The 21,153-nt window shown below is 42.4% G+C and carries 18 protein-coding genes and 1 pseudogene; 1 reads left to right on the plus strand and 18 read right to left on the minus strand.

The annotated features are described in order from the left end of the window. Positions 1 to 31: 31 nt before the first annotated feature. The 18 genes and pseudogenes from serS to BSHG_RS23765 form a co-directional block, all read right to left on the minus strand. A complete protein-coding gene (gene serS, locus BSHG_RS12905) occupies positions 32 to 1,306 on the minus strand; it encodes a serine--tRNA ligase (RefSeq protein WP_005785334.1) in 1,275 nt (424 codons plus the stop codon). 156 nt (positions 1,307 to 1,462) lie between these two features. Continuing rightward, positions 1,463 to 1,732: a 50S ribosomal protein L27 gene (gene rpmA / locus BSHG_RS12900; protein WP_005785336.1), complete on the minus strand. Its 270-nt coding sequence runs from the start codon at positions 1,730 to 1,732 to the stop codon at positions 1,463 to 1,465. Between the two features lie 22 nt (positions 1,733 to 1,754). After that, entirely contained in the window at positions 1,755 to 2,072 is a 318-nt protein-coding gene (gene rplU, locus BSHG_RS12895) for a 50S ribosomal protein L21 (RefSeq protein ID WP_005775748.1), read from the minus strand. A 779-nt stretch (positions 2,073 to 2,851) separates the two neighbouring features. Further along, entirely contained in the window at positions 2,852 to 3,520 is a 669-nt protein-coding gene (locus BSHG_RS12890) for an HAD family hydrolase (protein ID WP_008767992.1), read from the minus strand. A 47-nt stretch (positions 3,521 to 3,567) separates the two neighbouring features. Next, positions 3,568 to 4,083: a C40 family peptidase gene (locus tag BSHG_RS12885; RefSeq protein WP_005785341.1), complete on the minus strand. Its 516-nt coding sequence runs from the start codon at positions 4,081 to 4,083 to the stop codon at positions 3,568 to 3,570. Between the two features lie 4 nt (positions 4,084 to 4,087). After that, a complete protein-coding gene (locus BSHG_RS12880; RefSeq protein WP_008658824.1) occupies positions 4,088 to 4,795 on the minus strand; it encodes an ABC transporter ATP-binding protein in 708 nt (235 codons plus the stop codon). Positions 4,796 to 4,826: 31 nt separating this feature from the next. Further along, positions 4,827 to 6,308 carry a DUF5687 family protein gene (locus tag BSHG_RS12875; protein ID WP_005785346.1) on the minus strand — a complete coding sequence of 494 codons (1,482 nt, stop codon included), beginning with the start codon at positions 6,306 to 6,308 and terminating at the stop codon, positions 4,827 to 4,829. Positions 6,309 to 6,404: 96 nt separating this feature from the next. Then, the gene (locus tag BSHG_RS12870) at positions 6,405 to 9,224 is read right to left on the minus strand and encodes a M16 family metallopeptidase (protein WP_008658826.1); all 2,820 of its coding nucleotides are present in this window, start codon (positions 9,222 to 9,224) and stop codon (positions 6,405 to 6,407) included. 148 nt (positions 9,225 to 9,372) lie between these two features. Beyond that, a complete protein-coding gene (kdsA, locus tag BSHG_RS12865; protein WP_005785350.1) occupies positions 9,373 to 10,176 on the minus strand; it encodes a 3-deoxy-8-phosphooctulonate synthase in 804 nt (267 codons plus the stop codon). A gap of 15 nt (positions 10,177 to 10,191) precedes the next feature. After that, positions 10,192 to 11,118 (minus strand): diacylglycerol/lipid kinase family protein, encoded by a 927-nt coding sequence (locus BSHG_RS12860; RefSeq protein WP_005785352.1) that lies wholly within the window; start codon positions 11,116 to 11,118, stop codon positions 10,192 to 10,194. 291 nt (positions 11,119 to 11,409) lie between these two features. Further along, entirely contained in the window at positions 11,410 to 12,330 is a 921-nt protein-coding gene (gene miaA, locus BSHG_RS12855; RefSeq protein ID WP_005795937.1) for a tRNA (adenosine(37)-N6)-dimethylallyltransferase MiaA, read from the minus strand. A gap of 219 nt (positions 12,331 to 12,549) precedes the next feature. Continuing rightward, positions 12,550 to 13,755, minus strand: coding sequence for a hypothetical protein (locus tag BSHG_RS12850; protein ID WP_005795935.1), 1,206 nt, complete (start codon positions 13,753 to 13,755; stop codon positions 12,550 to 12,552). Then, complete coding sequence (locus BSHG_RS12845) at positions 13,752 to 14,396, minus strand: ATP-binding cassette domain-containing protein (protein ID WP_005785358.1); 645 nt, start codon at positions 14,394 to 14,396, stop codon at positions 13,752 to 13,754. The genes BSHG_RS12850 and BSHG_RS12845 overlap by 4 nt, the downstream gene beginning before the upstream one ends. A gap of 12 nt (positions 14,397 to 14,408) precedes the next feature. Next, entirely contained in the window at positions 14,409 to 15,962 is a 1,554-nt protein-coding gene (locus BSHG_RS12840; protein WP_005795931.1) for a DUF4836 family protein, read from the minus strand. A 27-nt stretch (positions 15,963 to 15,989) separates the two neighbouring features. After that, entirely contained in the window at positions 15,990 to 16,679 is a 690-nt protein-coding gene (locus BSHG_RS12835; RefSeq protein ID WP_005801224.1) for a 16S rRNA (uracil(1498)-N(3))-methyltransferase, read from the minus strand. Positions 16,680 to 16,684: 5 nt separating this feature from the next. Then, on the minus strand, positions 16,685 to 17,254 hold the full coding sequence (locus BSHG_RS12830; protein ID WP_005785364.1) for a bifunctional nuclease family protein: 570 nt from the start codon (positions 17,252 to 17,254) through the stop codon (positions 16,685 to 16,687). A gap of 2 nt (positions 17,255 to 17,256) precedes the next feature. Continuing rightward, on the minus strand, positions 17,257 to 18,516 hold the full coding sequence (locus BSHG_RS12825) for a nucleoside permease (RefSeq protein WP_010992248.1): 1,260 nt from the start codon (positions 18,514 to 18,516) through the stop codon (positions 17,257 to 17,259). A gap of 768 nt (positions 18,517 to 19,284) precedes the next feature. After that, positions 19,285 to 19,383: pseudogene (locus BSHG_RS23765) on the minus strand (transposase); the annotation flags it as partial. 231 nt (positions 19,384 to 19,614) lie between these two features. Here BSHG_RS23765 and BSHG_RS12820 point away from each other — a divergent pair. Continuing rightward, positions 19,615 to 20,772 (plus strand): 6-bladed beta-propeller, encoded by a 1,158-nt coding sequence (locus BSHG_RS12820; protein WP_008658832.1) that lies wholly within the window; start codon positions 19,615 to 19,617, stop codon positions 20,770 to 20,772. The last annotated feature ends 381 nt before the right edge of the window (positions 20,773 to 21,153 follow it).

The raw sequence follows: 21,153 nt of genomic DNA on the forward strand, positions 1-21,153 counted from the left end.
GCGGGCTTGGATGAGCTTACCTGATTCTATGTCAGTCTATCATGTCAAATCCGCAGTAGGGAACCAATGCTTTCGGAATCCGGATACCCTCCGGAGTCTGATGGTTTTCCAGCAAGGCTGCTACGATGCGGGGCAATGCCAGTGCCGATCCGTTCAGTGTGTGGCAAAGTTCGGTTTTCTTTTCTCCGCTACGATAGCGGCATTTTAATCGGTTGGCTTGGTAAGTATCGAAGTTAGATACAGAGCTGACTTCCAACCAGCGCTTCTGTGCTTCGGAATATACTTCGAAATCAAAGCAAAGCGCAGCGGTAAAACTCATATCACCACCACAGAGACGGAGAATACGGTAAGGGAGTTCCAACTTCTGGAGCAGGCCTTCTACATGATCCAGCATTTCCTGATGTGACTGACGGGAGTGCTCCGGTTTGTCGATACGCACCAATTCTACTTTAGAGAATTCGTGAAGGCGATTGAGCCCGCGTACATCTTTACCGTAAGAGCCGGCTTCCCGACGGAAGCATTGTGTATAAGCGCAGTTTTTAATAGGAAGTTGCTTTTCATCCAAAATGACGTCACGGTAGATATTAGTTACCGGAACTTCAGCCGTCGGAATCAGATAGAGATCGTCTACTTCGCAATGGTACATTTGTCCTTCTTTATCCGGAAGTTGTCCGGTTCCATAGCCGGAAGCAGCGTTTACAACTGTTGGAGGCATGATTTCGGTATATCCGGATTTACGTGCTTCATCCAGGAAAAAGTTAATCAGTGCGCGTTGCAGTTGAGCTCCTTTGCCTTTGTAAACAGGAAAACCTGCACCGGTTATTTTTACACCCAAATCAAAGTCAATCAAGTCGTATTTCTTAGCCAGTTCCCAATGGGGGAGTGCATCTGTGGGAAGTTGAGTTTCCATACCTCCCATTTTCTCAACCACATTGTCCTCGGCACCAACACCTTCGGGCACACTGTCGTAGGGAATATTGGGAATGGTATACAGCAGATTCAGCATGTCGTTGGCAGCTTGGTCCATGTCGGCCTGCAGTGTTTTATTGCTCTCCTTTATCTCGGCTACACGGGCTTTTGCAACTTCAGCTTCTTCCTTTTTGCCTTCTTTCATCAACTGACCGATCGTTTTCGAAAGTGAATTTACCTCTGCCAGGTTTTTATCTAATTGATTTTGTGTATTACGTCTTTTGTCATTCACTTCGATTACTTGGGCAATTGTTTCTTTGGCTCCTTTGAAGTGTTTTTTCTCCAGACCGCGGATTACCGCGTCGGTGTTTTCTGTAATTTGTTTAATGGTAAGCATATCTATACTTTATTTATGAACTTTCTTCTTTGAGTTTACAAAGATATATAAAAATAAGATAAGAGGGTACGTCTTGTATAAAAAAGAAAAGAGACGCAATCAACCGATTGCATCTCTTTCTTCAATTTCTTACAATTTCCTTTAAACTCCGGAAATTTATGCTTCTGTTGCTTCAGCAGGGATGATAGAAACATATCTTCTGTCTTCTCTACCTACTTTGAAGTTTACAGTTCCATCTACTAAAGCGAAAAGAGTGTGGTCCTTACCCATACCGATGTTTTCACCCGGGTGGAATTCAGTACCTCTTTGACGAACGATGATGTTACCTGCTTTGCAAGCTTCGCCACCAAATATCTTAACGCCTAATCTTTTGCTCTGTGATTCGCGGCCGTTCTTAGAACTACCGACACCTTTCTTATGTGCCATTTCTTCTTACTTTTAAAATTGATTAAGCTACTACTTCTGTGATTGTTAACTCTGTGAACTGCTGACGGTGACCGTTCAACTTTCTGTGACCTTTTCTTCTTTTCTTGTGGAAAACAAGAACTTTGTCACCTTTAACCAGGCTTGAAACAATCTGGCAAACTACTTTTGCACCGTCTACAGTAGGAGCACCTACAGTAACGTTTCCGTCTTTGTCTACCAAAAGAACTTTGTCAAATTCTACTGTTGCACCGTTCTCTGCATTCTGAATGTGGTGAACGAACAATTTCTGGCCAGCTTCAGCTTTAAATTGCTGACCGTTGATTTCTACAATTGCGTACATCTTATATAAATAAATGTAAGTTAGCTCCGTCGGGTGGTCTTTAATCACTTAAAAAACACTTGCTCAAACCCGGTGCGGAATAATCAGGGTACAAAATTACTGCTTTTATTTGTTTCGGACAAGTTTTTCTTTTTCTTTTTTGTTTGCAGTATGTTATTTTGCTCTTTTTCTTCTTGCGGGTAGGGGCAGTTAGAAGGTTGATTATTAAATGGGATGTGACTTTATTCATTTTGTCACTTTGATAATCGGAACTCCTCAGAATCGTTTATTTCGGACGGGATGCTTGCCTGGGTGAAAAAAACGCGTTCTGAAGGTTTTTCCCGATGACATATATCTTGGGGCTTTTGATTGATGGTACGCACAAGGAAAGGAAAAAGTCGTGTCGGTGGTGAAAGTGCTTCGGATGGGATTGCATTCCGATTTTTTTGTCACTTCAGAAAGCTCTGCCTGCGGTTGCCAACCGGAAGACGGAGTGTCCCTTTCAGACCGGATTTGGAATAACAATAGGAGATATTTGGGAAAACAATAGGAGATATTTCCAAAACATAAGGACATTTTCGGTAAATGCTTACGTCTTTTCGGCCAAATGTTTGCTTCTTTTTGCGAAAAGTCAGGCTTTCCGAGCCCGGAAGCCCGTCTTTTCGGCCTCTAAAGTCTCCATTTGGCTTTTTTCTTCTCTCCGGATGTCGGAAACGGACAAGGACTCTGTTATGAAAAACAGATATTTACTTTCTTTTTGTACTGTTATTCGATGAACGGATGTCATCCGGTTGGATTGTTCAGAGTGGACAGCCGGATTTGTCTTCCGGAACGGAGATTAGCTGGCCAAGAGTACTGATGATTCTGTCGTAGGGATAGGCCTGAAACTCTTGGGCAGTAGTCATACCGCTGGTAACACCGGTAAAAGAAACTCCGGCAGCGGCGGCTGTTCCTGCATCCACTGTACTGTCACCGATGTATAATACTTCTTCGGGGCATGCCTTCAATCGGTCGATGGCAAGTAGCAAACCTTCAGGATCGGGTTTATGATGTGTCACATCTTCACCTCCGATAATGATGTCAAACCAATCATCCGGCATGTGATTTCTCAGGAAACTCAGTATCCGGAATCGGTATTTGGTTGAAATGATTCCGATACGGATTCCCTGTTTTTTCAGGTGTGTAAGCGTGGGGAGAGTATCCGGGAAAAGAATGGTATTTGCATTCATGTATATATCTGCCTCTTTGGAATACTCTTGTCTGAATGATTCCAGTTGGTCGGCGTCAGTAATTCCCGTAAGGATGCTGAACGATTCTTCAAGCGTTTTCCCAATGGTGCGTTTGATCATATCATCAGTGATACCGGTGTAGCCATGTCTCTCGAGTACGCTTCTGAAGCAGGTTACGATGCCACGCGAAGAGTCTGCCAGTGTATAGTCAAAGTCGAATAAATAAACAGTGTATTTCATTTGCGGAATTTTCGGCAAAGATAGTGAATTTTTTATTTCAATAAAGGTTATTTGCGTACTCTGCCTCCCGATATCCAGTGAGTCCGGTAATAGGGTTCATTGAGACTGCTGACAATGACTCCCTGGCTGGTGCTGGCATGAACAAACTTTCCGTCTTTGAGATAGATGCCCACGTGTGCCACTTTTCTGCGCGATTTCCGGCTACTGAAAAATACCAGATCACCTTCCCGAAGATTTCGCCGGGCAACTTTACTGCTCTCTTTCTTCTGACCGTCTGTGCTTCGTTGCAGTTTGGTATGATATACCTTTTTATAAATCTGGCAGGTCATTCCCGAGCAGTCTGTGCCACGTTTGGTCTCTCCGCCTCCCCGGTAGGGAGTACCTATCCATTCGGCTGCTTCCAGGTAGAGTTTATGGTTATCCTCCATTCCGATGTCTACGCCCAAGCGTACAGAAGCACGGGCCAATTTCTTATAGTCTAGTTTGGGAGCAGAGGTGCGGCAGCCACTCAGGCCGATAACTAAGACGGTGAAAAGTAACAGATTAAAAAGGTGTTTCTTCATACATTCATTCTTCTTCTACATTAAAATAATCTTCCAGTTCTTTTTCTGCCGAATTGTTTTCATTTACAAGGTCACGGATAATGACTCCATGCTCAAGCACGGCAATACGAGGACAGACATCCACCGTATGGTTCAGGTTATGGCTCGAAATAATGACCGTGGCATTATGTTCCTCATTATACTTTTTCAGCAGATGTTTAATGACGGATTGTGAACTTGGGTCCAGAAAATTAAACGGTTCGTCCAGAATGATCAGTTTCGGATAATGTAGCATGGCCGACACGATACCGATCTTTTGCTTATTGCCCGCCGAGAAGTTACGGATAAACTTCTTTTGTCCCAATACTTCCCCGTTCATAAAACGTTCGAAGGGGATCAGGCGTTCATCCACTTCTTCTTTTTTGAGTCCGTACATTTTACCGATAAAATAGAAATATTCTTCCGGAGTCAGGTAACTGATCAGGAATCCGTCATCGATAAATGCACCGGTAAAACTTTTCCAGTCTTCGCTTTGGCTCACATGAATGTCGTTGATAATGATTTCACCGGTATCAGCTTTCAGCAGGTCCAGCATTAAACGGAACAAAGTTGTTTTTCCGGCTCCATTGTTACCCACCAGGCCGACCATCTCTCCCTGATTGATTGTATAATTCTCGATATCGACGGCTGTTTGGGTGCCGAAGTTTTTCTGGAGGTTATGTATGGTAATCATATTCTTTTTCTATAAAATAAATGTTGAATCGTTATTTACTATCTCTGAATCCTTCCATGTTTTCGTAACGGCGTTGCATGAAACGGACATATACATTGTTTATCCACATAGGAGAGGTCAAGGTGAAGCCTAATCCGATGATTAATATGACAATGTAGGCCCATGTTTGTCCCAGCAGCATGGGGAGCGTGCCATAGAGTGTGGTTGGTACGATGAAAAGTCCGAAACTGATTAACATCTGCATTCCGGTATTCATACTTTGTTTGCCTGTGATGCTTTCATTGAGTGGTACGGTTTTATGGTTGTATACCGCCAGTTGGAACAAGATGCAATAGACAGGACCTGTTGTCAGAAAGATTAGTGCGACAGCACCCAGCAGGCTGGCTTTTCCCATCACAAAAGCCGGTATCAGCAGGATCAGCGGAATGATTTCCGCCAAGCTATAGATATAATATTTGGCTGTCAACAGGCTTTTGATGGATTCTTTGCGAGTCATCAGTCCGTCGATATAGTTTCCTTCAAATCCCATAAGTTGTATCAGAATCACCATACCGAATCCAAGGAAGGAGTATACCTGGACAAAACTCTTCATGTGGTCATACGTACTGCTGAAACTCAGTATGATGGAGAAGATGATTACGAGCATTGCTACCGACCGGAGTGAGGCCTTACAGCGTTTGTTGCGTAGAAGCATCTTCAATTCCAGACGCATATATTCGCCTACCTCTCCGAAGCGTTCCAGGAAACGGTATTCGGATACGGTTTTTACTTTTGTGTCTTCTACTTTATTGATTTCGTTGTATATTAAACCGGTCATCACTTTACGGTTGATACACCATACCAGAACAGTGGCTGCCAATGTACCCAGGTAAGCAAGTAGATTTCCTTCGATATAACCTTCTCCCAGGTTCATGAAAAAGTTACTTATAAATCCCGTTTTGGGAATAAAAATAGCGATGGCGATTCCACTGTAGACAACGATGGGAAGTACCACCCACCAAATATGTTCGTTAATCAGCGTACGGCAAAGCAGATACCAATATCCGTTGAAAACCATCAGTAACCAAATGCCGATGCTGTAAGTGAGAACTCCTGATATTCCATAAAAAGGAAAGACTGTGAGTGCTGCGAACGGTACGAACAGGAACAGCCAGATAAGATTGAAAGAACTGAGCCCGTGGCGGAGAAGCAGAAAGTCGAGTATACGGCTTCGTTTTACCGGAAGTAGCAGGTAAGGTTTTACTTCTTGTGTAGGAGTTTTTTGGAATGGGAAACGTATTACAAAGTCCAGGGCAAGCGCAAATATCAGTCCACTATTCAAAATATGATAGGCTTCCATATTGGGAACTTCTGTGCTGATGGCTTTTGCCAGACCGATGCCAATAAATATAAAGTAAGCACCCCAGAAAATAAAGGACGCATACATGATGTATTTGCCTATTTTATTCTTTTCGTACATCGGATGTCGTTTGGCTGCAAGTTTGCCGTGCAGGCGTAGTTCATTGAATAGCATGGTACCGTTTTATTTAAGTTTCGACAAAAAAGAGCACGCAGATAATACAACTTCTTATCTGTTTGGGTTGCATCATCTGCGTGCTGCAAGGTCTTATTATTTCTTTTCCGGGCTGACCATTGTCACTTCCACTTCATTTTTCTGTTTGAAGAGGTCGTCAGCGAATTTCCGGATGTCATTCACCGTAATGCTATTGACTATCTTTTCATAATCATTCATGCGGTTCATGCCGGTATATAAGTATTCGTCGATACTTCCCAGCCAGTAGCTGTTTTCTTTCAGGTCTTCGGTATGCTTTTTCAGCATATATTCTTTCACTTTGTTCAAGTTGGCTTCCGACGGGCCTGTTTTCGTTATGTTATCGATTTCTCCGAAAATGATCTTCATCAGCTTCTCTTTCTTTTCGGGAGCCGTATCGAAGATGATTTGCAGGATTGCTTTTTCTTTTGGATATTTTTGTAGCGTTCCGCCTACATATACACCATATGTACCTCCTTCGTCTTCACGTACTTTTTCTGTGTAGACCAAATCCAGAATCTGGCTTGTCATGCTAAGCAAGAGGTTGTTTCTCAGGTCATATTTGCAATCTCCGTTGTAGAAAGCGAAAACGGAAGCTTTCGGTGTCTCTTGCTGCTTGGTAAACTCGTTCTTGTAAATGCCCTGACGCATTTCAATTTTGTTATCTTTGAAAGTTTCTTTGCGGTTAACGGCGGGGAGCGCACCCAGATATTCGGCAATTACCGGTTTCATTTTCTCTACATCTACGTTACCGACAAAGATAAATGTGAAGTCACTTGCATCTTTGAAGCGATCCTGATACATAGACAGAATCTTGTCGTAATCCATTTGATCCACCATGTCAGCTTTTATGCGTATGATTCTCGGGTGTTTCATATAGATGCCGGCTTGGATAGAGTCGCTGAAGGCCACATTCGGATTCAATTCCTGATTCTTTAATGCGGCTTTATTACGATTTTTATATGAAGCAAATGCATCATCGTCTCTACGCGGTGCTGTAAATGTAAGGTAAGTGAGTTGCATCATCGTTTCGAAATCTTTGGGTGAACAACTTCCTGAAACGCTTTCGGTCTTGTTTGCGATATCGTAACTAACCGATGCTTTCTTTCCGGCGAGCACTTTTTCAAGGTTTACAGCACTGAAGTTACCCAAACCACCGACTCCGACTGCATCCAGACCATTTATATTGATGATTTCCGAATCCGGGAATACGGAACTACCTCCCAGGCTGACACCTTTCATCCGGATTTCATCTGCCTTGAAATCAGTTTTCTTTATAATCACTTTTACTCCGTTAGAAAGGGTCAAAGTAGTTGCTCCAAAGATGTCGTCTTTTGATTCCGAAACAATCTTACCACCTTTCGGCGCTTCAGCCATTAAGGGTTCGTCTGATACTTTATCTACGTAGGCAGTCAGCTTTTCGGTTTTTGCATCCTTCAGCAGTTTTGCGATAGCGGCTTCGGATGGTAGTTTCAGATCCTCTTTTTCGGGTGCGAAAAGGGCCAGCGCCTGATTGTCGTCTGTAATCAGTCCTTTCATCAATTGGTTGATTGCTGCCACCGGAATATTGGGGGCGATCTGGTTGATGATTGTATATTCGTTCTCTATGCCCGGTATAGGTTCGTTATCAAGAAAGTGGCGGACATATTCATTTACATACTTTTCGTTTTTCTGTTTGTCACGTTCATTGTAAGAAGATTCCAACTGACGCAAGTATTCGGCACGGGCACGATTGTATTCTGTTTCGGTGAAGCCGAATTGGCGGGCACGTTCTAATTCGCGGAGCATGGCGGCGATACCATTTTCGATGCTGTCCTCTTTGCAAACCACGATCCCCAGAAATGCATCTTTGGTTTTGGCAACAAAGAAGTTGCTATCGTCTGCTCTTGCATAAATATAGGGTGGATTGGCTGTCTGAACCAGTTCGTTCAAACGTGCATTCAGCATAATGCTGATCAGATTCTTGGCGTATTGCTGTATCAGATAGTCCACATTTCCTTTCTGGTTATCGGGAACTGCTTCGTGTTTATTGAAGAGTAGAACTTGGACATGAGGCTGTTCCTTGTCTTTCAAGATACAGATAATCGGTTCTTTATTGTCTGCGACGGGATAGTAGATACGTTCTGCCGCATTAGGCTGTGCAGGGATGTCGGCAAACATTGTTTTGATTTTAGCTTCTACGGCATCTACATCGATATCACCGACGATGACGATTCCCTGTAAGTCGGGACGATACCATTTTTCGTAATAGTCTCTCAAGGTTTGCGGCTTAAAATTCATCACTACGTCCATGGTGCCGATGGGGAAGCTATGGGCGTATTTGTCACCCGGATACATCATTGGCAGAAGCTTCTCTTGCATACGCATCATGGCACTCATGCGTGTACGCCATTCTTCATTGATGACGCCGCGTTCTTTATCAATCTCTTTCGGATCGAGTGTCAGGTCATTACTCCAGTCGTGTAGAATCAGCAGGCAGGAGTCTACTGCACCGGGAGTTTTGACGGGTACATTGGAGATATTGTAAACCGTTTCATCGATAGCCGTATATGCGTTCAGGTTTTCACCGAATTTAACGCCGATACGCTCCAGGTATTGCTTCAAGGCATCACCGGGGAAGTGAGTTGTCCCATTAAAACACATGTGTTCCAGGAAGTGTGCCAATCCGCGTTGATTTTCTTCTTCTTGAATAGAACCCACTTTCTGGGCAATGTAGAAGTCAGCCCGGTTGGCAGGCAGATTGTTCTTACGGATGTAGTAGGTCAGACCATTGTCCAACTTTCCAATACGTACGTTCTTGTCGATAGGGATGGGCGGCATTTGCTGTGCAAAGGCCTGTTGGAAGTTGCAGCATAAGATGACTGCAACCAAAAGTAAACCACGGAATAAATGTTTCATTGCTATACTGTTTTTAAGTTCCACTCACCGCAGGAGTTTCAGAGCGCATAGATCCTATTTATGTATTGAGAATCCGGACTTCCAGTATCTCCTGAGATGAATTACCTTCTTACTGTTTTTTCTATCAGTCGCATTACCGGGAAGTAAATCACATAATTGCTTCTCTAATTTTCACCAGTTTAGTCAATAAGCCTTCCAACCGGTCAAGTTTCAACATATTGGCACCGTCGCTTTTGGCTACTGCCGGATTTTCGTGTGTCTCAATAAAGAGACCGTCGGCTCCTACGGCAATGCCGGCTTTGGCTACCGTTTCGATCAATTGCGGCATACCGCCTGTTACACCGTTCGTCTGGTTGGGTTGCTGTAATGAATGAGTTACATCTAGGATGACCGGATAACCGAAAGATTGCATTTCCGGTATGCCCCGGTAGTCGATGACCAGGTCCTGATAACCGAAAGTTGTTCCACGTTCAGTCAGCATAACGTTCTTGTTGCCGGCCTCTATCACCTTGTCTGCTGCAAACTGCATGGCAAGCGGAGAGAGGAACTGTCCTTTTTTGATATTAATCGTTTTTCCGGTTTGAGCAGCAGCGACCAGTAAGTCCGTTTGTCGGCAGAGGAAAGCGGGTATCTGCAGGATGTCTACATAATCGGCTGCCATGGCTGCTTCATCGGCTGCGTGAATATCGGTTACGGTAGGCACTCCGAAGGTATTGTGTACTTTCTCGAGAACTTTCAACGCTTTTTCATCACCAATTCCCATGAATGAATCCAGGCGAGAACGGTTGGCTTTACGGTATGAACCTTTAAATACATAGGGAATACCCAGTTTATCGGTGATATTTACTATTTTTTCTGCAATTCGCATAGCCATCTCTTCGCCTTCGATGACGCAAGGACCGGCTAACAGGAAAAAATTTCCTGTTTTATTGTTCTTCAGTTGTTCTATCATAACATTTATGTTTTATCAATTGGGTATAATCAATGTGGTTGCTTCCGGGATAATTCCTATTTCAATCGGGAAATGGCGTGGCAACAAGCGTCCGTCAAGGTCGACGGCGGCATTCTGGGCACGCAATACTTTTACTTTTCGGGTACGGTAGGATTTCACCACTTTGTGGTTCAATATGCGTCCTTGAATAAGCATCCACAGTCCGGACAAGATTTGCAGGAACTCGGGACGGTAGATGACCGATACATCCAGCCAGCCATTATAGGGTACGGCACTTGGGGTTTGTCCGTATCCGGTGGCACTTCCCACACAGACTGTCATAATCCGTCCGCGGATGTGTTCGTCGTTAATTTTGAGATGTGAACGATAAAGCTTGCGTTCGAATATCAGCAGGAAGAGAGCTGCCAGATAGGAGAGGAACTTTACTCCCCAGAAACGTTTGGTCTGGTCCGTGATTTTTACGATACGCGCACCTAATCCTATATTGACTGCATTGAGGAAGTAACGTCGTTGGTGTTTTTCGCCATCGTAAAAGTTGCAGTAACCCACGTCTATTTTCTTTCGGCGGTTATTGATAATCCAGTCTACTGCTTGTTTGTATTCCAGATTCAATTCCCAGTATCTGGCAAAGTCGTTTCCTATTCCGTTGGGGATGATACCGATGGCTATCTCTTCTTTTTTTTCTGCGTTCGAACTCATAATGCCGTTAATGGCATCATTCAATGCACCGTCTCCGCCCACTACTACGATGGTGCGATAACCGTTGTTGGCCAGAATGCCGGCGAGTCGTTCTACCGATCCGAAACCCTCGGACTGCACATAGTCGTATGACACTCCCTTAGAGTCCATGTACTCTTTTATTTCTTTCCACCGTTTCTGCACCTTTCGTGTGCCTGCTTTGGGATTGTAGATTACACCCCATTTTCCAGGTTCTACGCTCATGGATATTATATTTATTATTTCGTACTTTTATTTCTAACTTCTCTGTATGGTGACCGATCTTTTTGTTAAACGACCGATCATTCATATATTAATAACAGACTTGCACTGACTTAACCGGTTATCATAGGCTATTTATTACCTTTCTCTTTATCCATTAACTCGCCCTGCGCTTGAGGGCTCATCTGCCTCCGTTCCCGGACTGATGGGCTTGGGTAGCCGGGCGCATGGACCCACACTTGCGGGACGAACTGATAAATGAAACAAAAACGGTTAAGAGCTTCGCCAAAGTTACTAAAACTCTTTGAGTTTCTGCTTTACAAAGTTAATCTTTTCCTCCATTGGGAGTGAAGCATCTACCCAATGAATGGTGAAACCTCTTCGTTCCATTCCCCGAAACCAGGTCATTTGCCGTTTGGCAAACTGGTGGATGGCAGTTTCCAGACCGGTAAACATTTCATCGTATGTCATTTTGCCAATGGCGTACAAAGTCAGGTATTTGTATTCCAATCCATAATAAATCAGATCATCCGGCTGAATTCCCTCTGCCAGGAGACGACGTACCTCTTCAACCATCCCGTCGTCCAGTCTTTGTTTAAGGCGGCGGGTGATTTTCTCCCGTCGCAATTCACGGTCGATGTCCACTCCGATAATCAGGCTGTTCAGTTGTGGGAACTCCCGTTCTTCTATTGGTGTCTTTGCATAATACTCTTCTATTTCGATAGCACGGATTGCCCGTTTGACGGTATCCACGTCTGTCGAATTGTGAAGTGTCTTATAACTGCTTAAAATGGCAGTCAGTTCTTCCAATGATTTTTCGGCCAGGCGTACACGCAACTCTTGGTTTTCGGGAACTGGAATCAGGCGATAGCCTTTTAGTACCGACTCCAGATACAAGCCTGTCCCTCCACATAGAACGGGGAGACATCCTTTTTGTTTAATAGTCTCGTAAGCTGTCAGGAAATCACGTTGATACTCAAATACATTGTATTTATAGCCCGGATCAGCAATATCTATCAGGTGGTAAGGGATTTGTCGGCCGTTAATAGTGTAGTCTTCCAGGTCTTTGCCTGTACCAAGATCCATTCCCCGATAGATTTGGCGTGAATCGGCACTGATGATTTCAGTATTTAACTCTGCGGCCAATGCGGCAGCAAAAGGGGTTTTACCCGAAGCGGTAGGGCCAAGAATGGCAATCAGATCATAGTCCGGCATGGTCATATCTTTATTAATAACGTTACAAAGATATGAAAAAGGAAGTGAAAAGCAGGTGTTAAACTCTTAAATGGTGTTATAAAACATACTTTTTTTCTTGTATTATTTGCAGATAACCAAAGAGTACGTATCTTTGCAATGTGTTTTTCATAGTATTAGATTTAAGGTTAACAAAGGTTGGAGCAAGGCGTTGCTCCTTTTTTTATGCCCTAATCTCTCCTATGCTTTGTGTATCCATATTGACAACATCTTCTTTTTCAGTATAATAACGTTGATGGAAGACACCAATAAGAATAAAAATATACCTATGGCGAAAGTTGGCCAGAGAGATCCGACAGACATTTGTGGAAACAACAGGTTCAGTGTCGTAAGATAAGAGGTGCGTGCCCACGAAACAATGCCGACGGATAGTAACAGTACAACAACATTGAGTCCTAGTGTAAGAATCTGATAGGGGAGTGCTACTCTTGAAGGGCTGTAACCTATCAGAAGCAAACTTTCCAGTTTCACGGTGTTCTTTTGTAAAAGCAGAAAAATGCTGAGCATCAGAATGTAGAAAGAGAGTATGCTGATAAATAGTCCCACTGCAAGGACAATACCCACAATCAGACGCAGAAAATAAGTGGTTTTCCCGGCGTCCAGTTTTCCGTCTTCTGTCTCATAACCCTTTTGTTGGAAATACTTTGCAATGGAGGCATCAGCGGGATTGTCTACTTCAATAATCAGCCGTGAAGGGTCCGGCTGGCTATCCGGTGCAAAGTTTTGGTTAGCCCAGTTCATAAAAGATTGTGGAACCAAAATAGTATTCAACCGGTTGGAAAAGCCGACGATGTTTCCTTTATATTGCTCAACCCGTCCGTTGCCCCGCATCAGAATATCCATTTGGATCAGGCTCATCAACCCTTCCGATAGTTTAGGCAGGCTTCGGCTCTGGGCAAATCCGAAGTTATATAAATTCAGATAATTGCGCGGAATGATGATAGGGATGGTGTGCGTGTTTTCATCAAAATGCCATTTATCGAGGCTGACGTCTACAAACTTATCAGGAACGGCCTCAAAGAACATTTCGGTAGAAAGGTGAATTCCTGCTTCCTGCATTCCCAATCCTGCGGAGACTTTAAATTGCGAAGGAGTGAAAGCACCTACGCTCCGGGTGAACGGTTGTTTCTTCAGTTCCTCTATTTCCTCAGACGAAAAAGTGTTACTCTTGCCCGCAAAAGATCCCAGCGTACTGATTTTCTTAGTAGCTGTCATATAATCTTTCTTCATAAAGCTATCCCCTTCGGTAAAGATGGGAACTACATCTTTGTAGAATTGTGCGCTGAGTAGCACAATAACCATTCCGAAAAGGTTGGCAAAGAAGAAACCGGTCAACTGACCGATGCTGATATGCTGACGGAGTAGCTTCCAGACTAAGTTGTTCATAATTTCAATATTCTGTCATATGTTAACTCGATATGCTTGCCGATGGACGTTACGATGATTCCCGCCCCTTGTTTGCTGGCTTCTTCCATTACCAGTTCTCCCATAATACGTGCATTGTTGTCGTCCAAATGACTGATGGGCTCGTCCAGGAAAATGAAGTCGAAAGGTTGACAAAGCGATCGGATGAACGCCACTCGCTGTTGTTGTCCGAAAGAAAGTTTGCCTGCCTTCACGTTCAGTTTGTCCGAGAGTCCCAATGCTTCGAACAGTGATAATACTTCTTTTCGGGTTTTATATCCGGTCAGGTTATTCTTTAGTCGGATGTTTTCGATGGCGGTCAACTCCGTAAAAATGCGTAAATCCTGAAAAAGCATACTCAGTGAATGCTTCCGGATTTCCACCCATTGCTTCACCGGATATGCTTTGATATTGGTTTCGTCGAAGTTGATGATTCCCTGATAGTCGTTTCGGTAGCCGTAGATGTAGCTGCACAACGATGATTTACCGGTACCGGAGGCAGCCTCGATCAGGTAAGATTTTCCTTTATGGAAAACAAGATTCCGATGCCATACATCCGAAGTTATCGAATTACGGTCAGCAAACACTTGGGGAAGTGTTTGCTGTAGGTGAATGCTGTCCATACACGTTGAAGATTACATGCCGGCGAACTGCTTGGCAAAGTCTACTATCTGTTTTAAAGCGTTGTCGTCTTTGTTTTTCAGAAGAATGGCTGTTTCGGTCTTACCTTCGCTGTCACTGAATGCCTCGATATACGAAATTTTTGAAGCGAGTTTATAATAAGTTTGATATTCTTCGCCGCCGAATCCGGCCATCATTTTCACAACAGGGAGATCGAGAATAGCATCCATATTGATAACAAAGAATACATTTTTGCCTTTCATATCCGATACATATCCGGCATCTTTGATTGATTTCTCTACAGGTTTGCTGATACTCTTGTACAGAAGTTCATCATTAGTGGCATACATCTGCTTGTTGCGGATGCCAAAGAATACGTTGGTTGCTCTTGACTTATAAACATATTCGTTTTCGCCCAATTGGATAATATCTTCGTTTTTACCTAATTTTAATTGTTTCTTATTGTCGTACAATGCTTTCAGGGCATTTCCGTTCTTTGCATCTGCATAAGCAGCAAAAGTAGGAACACTGTTCAAGGTTACATTAATTAGTCCGATGGAAATATCTCCATCGAAAGAGGCGAATAAACTTTTTACTTCATCGGCTTTCGCAAGAGACACATTTCTACGGAATTCTTCATTATTGAACAGCAAATCGTAGAATGCTGCTCCATTGACTCCTATATTTAAGAATGCGAGAGTCGATTCGGGGAAGTTCTGGAGGAAAGTTGTATTTAACTTTTTAACAGCTTGAGCCTGTTTCTTCAGTAACGCATCCGTCTCTGCATTATCCGAGTAGGTTTCGATCTGCAGAGCGATTTTTCCTTTCTCAAAGTTGAGGTTACCCACAGCTTTTACTTCACTCAAGTCGATTTGTGAAGAGAGTCCCAGACTGATTTGTTGAGTATACATTTTGGGAACCGCATCCATTGAAGCAAAAAAGTTGATGTCTCCTTTCTGATCCTGCATCTTCCGGAAACTGCCGTTTGAGGCGATACTGTTCTCTTCGGTCTGTTTGAGCAGTGTGGAGATGGTTTGTTTGGCAACATCCATTTGAGAAGTTCCGTAGGCTTCTGTCAAAACTGCTGCATTTTCATTAAAGACCAATAGATTGTTCTTCTGCAAGGATGTGAAACTGTACCCCTCTTCTTCTGCTATAGGCTGGCAGATTCCTTCTTTGGCCATTAAGTCGAGCGAAGCACGCAAGTCCTCGATATTACTGACTTTGGCAACTATAGTGGGACTAATGAAAGTCTTGGAAGTAAATACGAATACAGGAGCTTTGACATCAATCCCCGATTGAGAAGGATTTTTCATTATTTTTTCCAGTTGCTGGAAAGCAGCTGCATTCATTCCGCTTTTCAGGGCTTCCATCATTTTTTGTTTCATCCCTTCATTCTGTTTATCATTCAAGCCGGCTTTGTCGGCAAGAGAATTCAGATTAATGGAAGCAACAGCCGAAGCATCGGCCGGAATCACATGGATATATTCCGCTTTCTTGGAGCAGGCTGCCATGAAAACGATCAGTACTGCCAGTACCGAAAGTCGGGAAATCATTCGTTTTACCATAATTACTATCTTTTTTATTTCTGTAAATTACATATTCATTGTGTGGCAAGCCACCAATGCTGCTGTTTCTGTGCGCAGTCGCGATTTGCCTAAACTAATAGGGACAAATCCTTTCTCGATTGCTTTCTTGACTTCCTCTTCGCTGAAGTCACCTTCCGGTCCGATCAACACCAGGGCATCTTCTCCTTTTGTCAAGACATCTTTCAGTAAAGGTTTCTCTCCTTCGTAACAGTGGGCAATGAACTTTTGCCCTTTAAAGTCTTTTTCGATAAATGTGCAAAAATCAGTCATCTCGTTCAGACGCGGTAAACGTGCTTTTAACGATTGCTTGATGGCAGACACCAATATCTTTTCAATGCGTTCGGTTTTAATTACTTTCCGTTCGGAGAAGCGGCAGTTCAAGAATGTTAATTCGTCGAACCCTATTTCAGTTGCTTTTTCAGCAAACCATTCATTACGATCCATATTTTTTGTGGGTGCCATAGCAATGTGCAGATGTCCGTCCCACAAAGGCTCTTGGTAAATTGTTTCTTTAATATTCACCAGGCAACGTTTATGGGTTGCCACGCTGATCTCTGCCCGATAGAAGTTTCCCTTTCCGTCGGTGAGACTAATTTCATCTCCGGCTGTCAGGCGGAGCACACGTACACAGTGCTGTGCTTCCTCTTCAGGAAGTTCTGTGCTGGTTTGTATATCAGGGGTATAAAATACGTGCATATCTTTTATTTATGTCGGTTTATTTCGTCACGAAGTCGGGCTGCCAGTTCGTAATTCTCTTCTTGAATGGCTTTATTCAATGCTTCTTCAAGAGAAATAATGCTGACCGGCTCCGTGCGTGAGTTTTCATCCTCTTCCGGAGTATCGGGACGTTCGTCCCCGTCTGTCAACCGTATACACTCGCGTTCAAGAATAGATTCGTATATAAAGATAGGACAATCTGCCCTGACGGCCAGTGCCACTGCATCCGAGGTACGGGCATCTATCCGAATAATTTCTTCGTCTTTTTTAAAGTAGATATACGAATAGAAAACGCCTTCTTTGGCTTTGTATATTAGTACCCGGAGCAGAGTTGCTCCCAAAACATTCAGACACGAATAGAATAAATCGTGTGTCAGCGGGCGTGGGGCCTTTATTCCTTTCAGGCAAATGGCTGTAGCTTGTGCCTCGGCAGGTCCTATTATAATAGGTAGCTGCCGTTCGCCATCTACTTCTCCCAATACCATTGCATAGGCACCTACCTGCGCCTGGCTGTTAGAAATGTTCAATACCTGTAATTCTACTTTCTTATCCATTGTTAATTGTTCACTTTCTTAAGTTCTCCCGGTTGATGTTTGTATCTGAAAACAATTGCAAACAAAATACCGATAGCCAGTGCATATGCTGCAAATATGAACCAGATAGCCGGCCAGTTGCGACTTGCCAACATTCCGTTTTCATATACAGAGAATGCATCCACTACGGCTCCACTGGCATATCCTCCGATGACAGCGCCCAATCCGTTTGTCATAATGAAGAACAAACCTTGTGCACTGGCCCTTGTCTCAGGTTTGGTTTCCAATTCAACAAATAAAGAACCGGAAATGTTGAAGAAATCAAATGCCATACCGTATACTATCATTGATAAAATCAGCATCCAGATGCCTGATCCCGGATCACCAAAGCCAAACAGTCCGAATCGGAATACCCAGGCAAACATACTGATGAGCATGACACGTTTGATTCCGAAGTGCTTCAGGAAGAAAGGAATGGCCAGGATAAACAGTGTCTCGGACATTTGTGAGATGGACAGCAGGATTACCGAGTGCTTGACACCGAAAGAGTCTGCAAATTCGGGTATTTTGGCGAAACTCCCCAAAAATGCATCACCATATGTATTTGTGATTTGCAAGGCTGCACCCAGCAACATCGAGAAAAAGAAAAAGATAGCCATCTTTTTTCTTTTGAATAGGCTGAGGGCATCTAGACCGAAAGAAGACAATAGGGTTTTGCTCTGATTTTTTGCAGGGGGGCATGGGGGCAGAGTGAAAGAATACAGTCCGAGAAGTAATGCTGAGCTTGCTCCGACATAAAGTTGAGCACTGGAGTTTTTGAATCCGGTAAGGTCCACTGCCCACATAGCACAAATGAAACCGATGGTTCCCCATACACGGATAGGCGGGAAGTCTTTTACTAAATCGCATTTATATTGTTCGAGTGCATTGTACGAAACAGTATTGGCGAGCGAAAGAGTAGGCATGTAAACCATTAGATTGAGTAACATGGCCCAATACATTTGATTATAGTCGGTGGCGGTAGAAGCGTAGAACAAGCAGCCGGCTCCCAGCAAGTGGCAAATACCATAAAGGCGTTCGGCATTGAACCATTTGTCGGCTATAATGCCTGTTATTCCCGGCATGATAATGGATGCGATTCCCATTGTTGCGAAAATGGCTCCGATTTGCCCACCTTCAAAATGGAGGCCTCTTTCCATATAGCCACCTAGTGAAATTAACCACGACCCCCATACAAAGAATTGCAGGAAGTTCATAATAATCAAACGATTTTTTATATTCATAACTTTTATTGATGTGTTTCCCGTCGTGCCTGTCTATGGCAGATCAGGTGCAAATATAATATTTTTAGTTGACAGAGTGGAAAAAGCATGGAATAAAAGGAAATGAGAAAAGGAAAATGGCAAAAGAAAATTGGAAAAAACAGAGAATGAAAGGTCTATAAAAAAGAAAGCGGTCTATTCCAAATGACTTACTTCTATTGTATAAATGACTAAATGTCAGAAATAAACCTGCAAAAGTACGATTAATAATTTGTTTTTATAATGTGGGTATATATAATCCGTTGCTACCTTATTTAATCTAAGAGCCGGTTTAAGTTTTCCTCCATAATAATCTTAAAGCCTGTTATTTCGATAACGAAGGTGTGGCAACCGAACTTTGTCCGGTATTTGAGGGGACGATTTCAGCGGACTCTAAAACCTTTTGTACGCTTCTCATACGAAAAATGAATTTCGATCTTCCATCTTCCACTCTTCGTTTTAGTAGAGAACGTAAACGTAACGGTTTGACATATAGCGTGATGTATCTGTTATCTTATCTGTTTATGCCTATAAAAGCATTTTGTTTTCCTTCGTATTTTTGGCGAAGATGGTCTGAATCTTATCCGGGTATGCGGGCCGGAGTAAAGATCGCATGAAGGATCGTAATAGTCTTGTTTATAAGGACTTATGATAAGAGGGGAAATCCATTTGTTTTCTTCTTTATTTGCGCAGGGAAAAAAGGTCTTTAGGAAGTTTCTCTAATAGCAAGTCAAAATCCAACAAGGTCGCCCATTTGCGATAGTAGTAGTAAACCAACTGCCACTTAGGAAGGTCAAGAGGAAGCATATGCCATTGGCAGCCGGTCTTCACTAAATAAAAAATGGTATTCTAAATCATTTGTAAATCTTATTTTCGCTTTCTTTCTTGCAGGTTCAATACTTTTGTTATATATTGCCACTCTCTTTCCTTAAAATCAGTCTGATATATCTTTTTTAAAGTTTGGTTACTCCAAAGAAAGAAACTATTCGGCTGATACGGAAAGTTTAGATTAAAAAGATTTCAGCCATTTTTTTACAGGCTCTAAACAGGTTCTTCTTTATCAAATAAACAATAACTGAAATGAAACAAACAAAAACGATTTTAGCAGTCATTCTGTTGGTGGTATTAGCGGGGTGTGGAGAAAATAAACAGTCAAACAATGATTTAATCATTGTTGACGTTTCGAAAAGTTATCCTAAAAAAGAATTGATTCTTCAGGACTTTATGGATGTAGAATATGTTGCGTTGGAGACCACTGACGAGTTTCTTACACAAGGTCTGGTGCAGGATGTGGGAAAAGAATACATATTGGCGACAAATAGGAATAATGATGGGGATATTTTTATTTTTGACAGAAAAACCGGTAAGGGAGTGAGGAAGATAAATCGTCGGGGGCAAGGAGCAGAAGAATATGCGAGGATTAATGAGATTATTCTTGATGAAAACAATGGTGAAATATTCGTAAAGTCACCGGGAAATAAAATCTTAGTGTATGATCTTTATGGAAAGTTCAAACGGTGTTTGAGTCTTGATCGGGAAGTTTCATCTATTTTCGATTATGACAAAGATAATTTGATTTGTTATGATATGTCAGATTATCACAGTAAAGGAGAGGATAGAACCAAATCATACCATATTATCCTATCAAAACAGGATGGAAGTATCACCCGTGATATTTTTATTCCTTTCAAAACGATTGATACACCAATTGTGAATGATGGAGATAGGTTTATAGCAAATTATTCTTATCAGATACGCCTGAGTAACGGGAAATGTACACTTATGGATACATCGGCTGATACATTGTATAACTATGCGTCGGATGGTACATTAAGTCCTTTTGTTGTAAGAACTCCTTCTGCACATACCATGGAACCGGAAGTTTTTCTTTATATGGGTATCCATACCGACCGTTATTACTTTATGGAAGCCGTTAAAAATGTATTTAACTTTGAAAAGGGCAACGGATTCTATGCTGATGAACTGGTGTATGACAAAGAAGAAAAGGCGGTATTTCAAGTTACCATATACAATGATGACTATGTGGACAAAAGAACAGTGGCTATGACAGCGAAACCAATTAATCGTGAAATTGAAGACGTCACAAGTCTAAATGCAGCCCGACTTGTTGAAATTTATAAGAAAGACCAACTGAAAGATGGTAAATTGAAAGAAATAGCCTCTAGGTTGAATGAAGAAGATAATCCGGTGATTATGTTAGTAAAACAAAAGAAATAAAAGGTAGAGGTTACTGCTTATTTAATTAAAGAAACAGGTCATCCACCACCTGCTGCAGGACGGTTCTTTTACATTATTAGATGGATTGTTAACCAAATAGAGTCAATGAATAAATTGGAGGAGGTAAAGGGCTGAATATCTATCTTTATTTCTAAGTTTATTCATTGATCCCGCAGTAATCTATTCTCTCTTCATATATACAAATAAAAAAAAGGCTATCCTCCCGGACAGCCAATCTTTATTAACCTTAAATCTAATACCATGAAAAACACAGTGCAAAGATAAAGGGATTTATGTTATATAACATAATGATTTGATGAAAATCTTCTATTTGTTAACTCTAATTAACTTTGAGGCTGCTGCTTTTATGTTTATGGAATG

The organism is Bacteroides sp. 3_2_5, from assembly GCF_000159855.2.
GTDB classification, from domain to species: Bacteria; Bacteroidota; Bacteroidia; order Bacteroidales; family Bacteroidaceae; genus Bacteroides; species Bacteroides fragilis.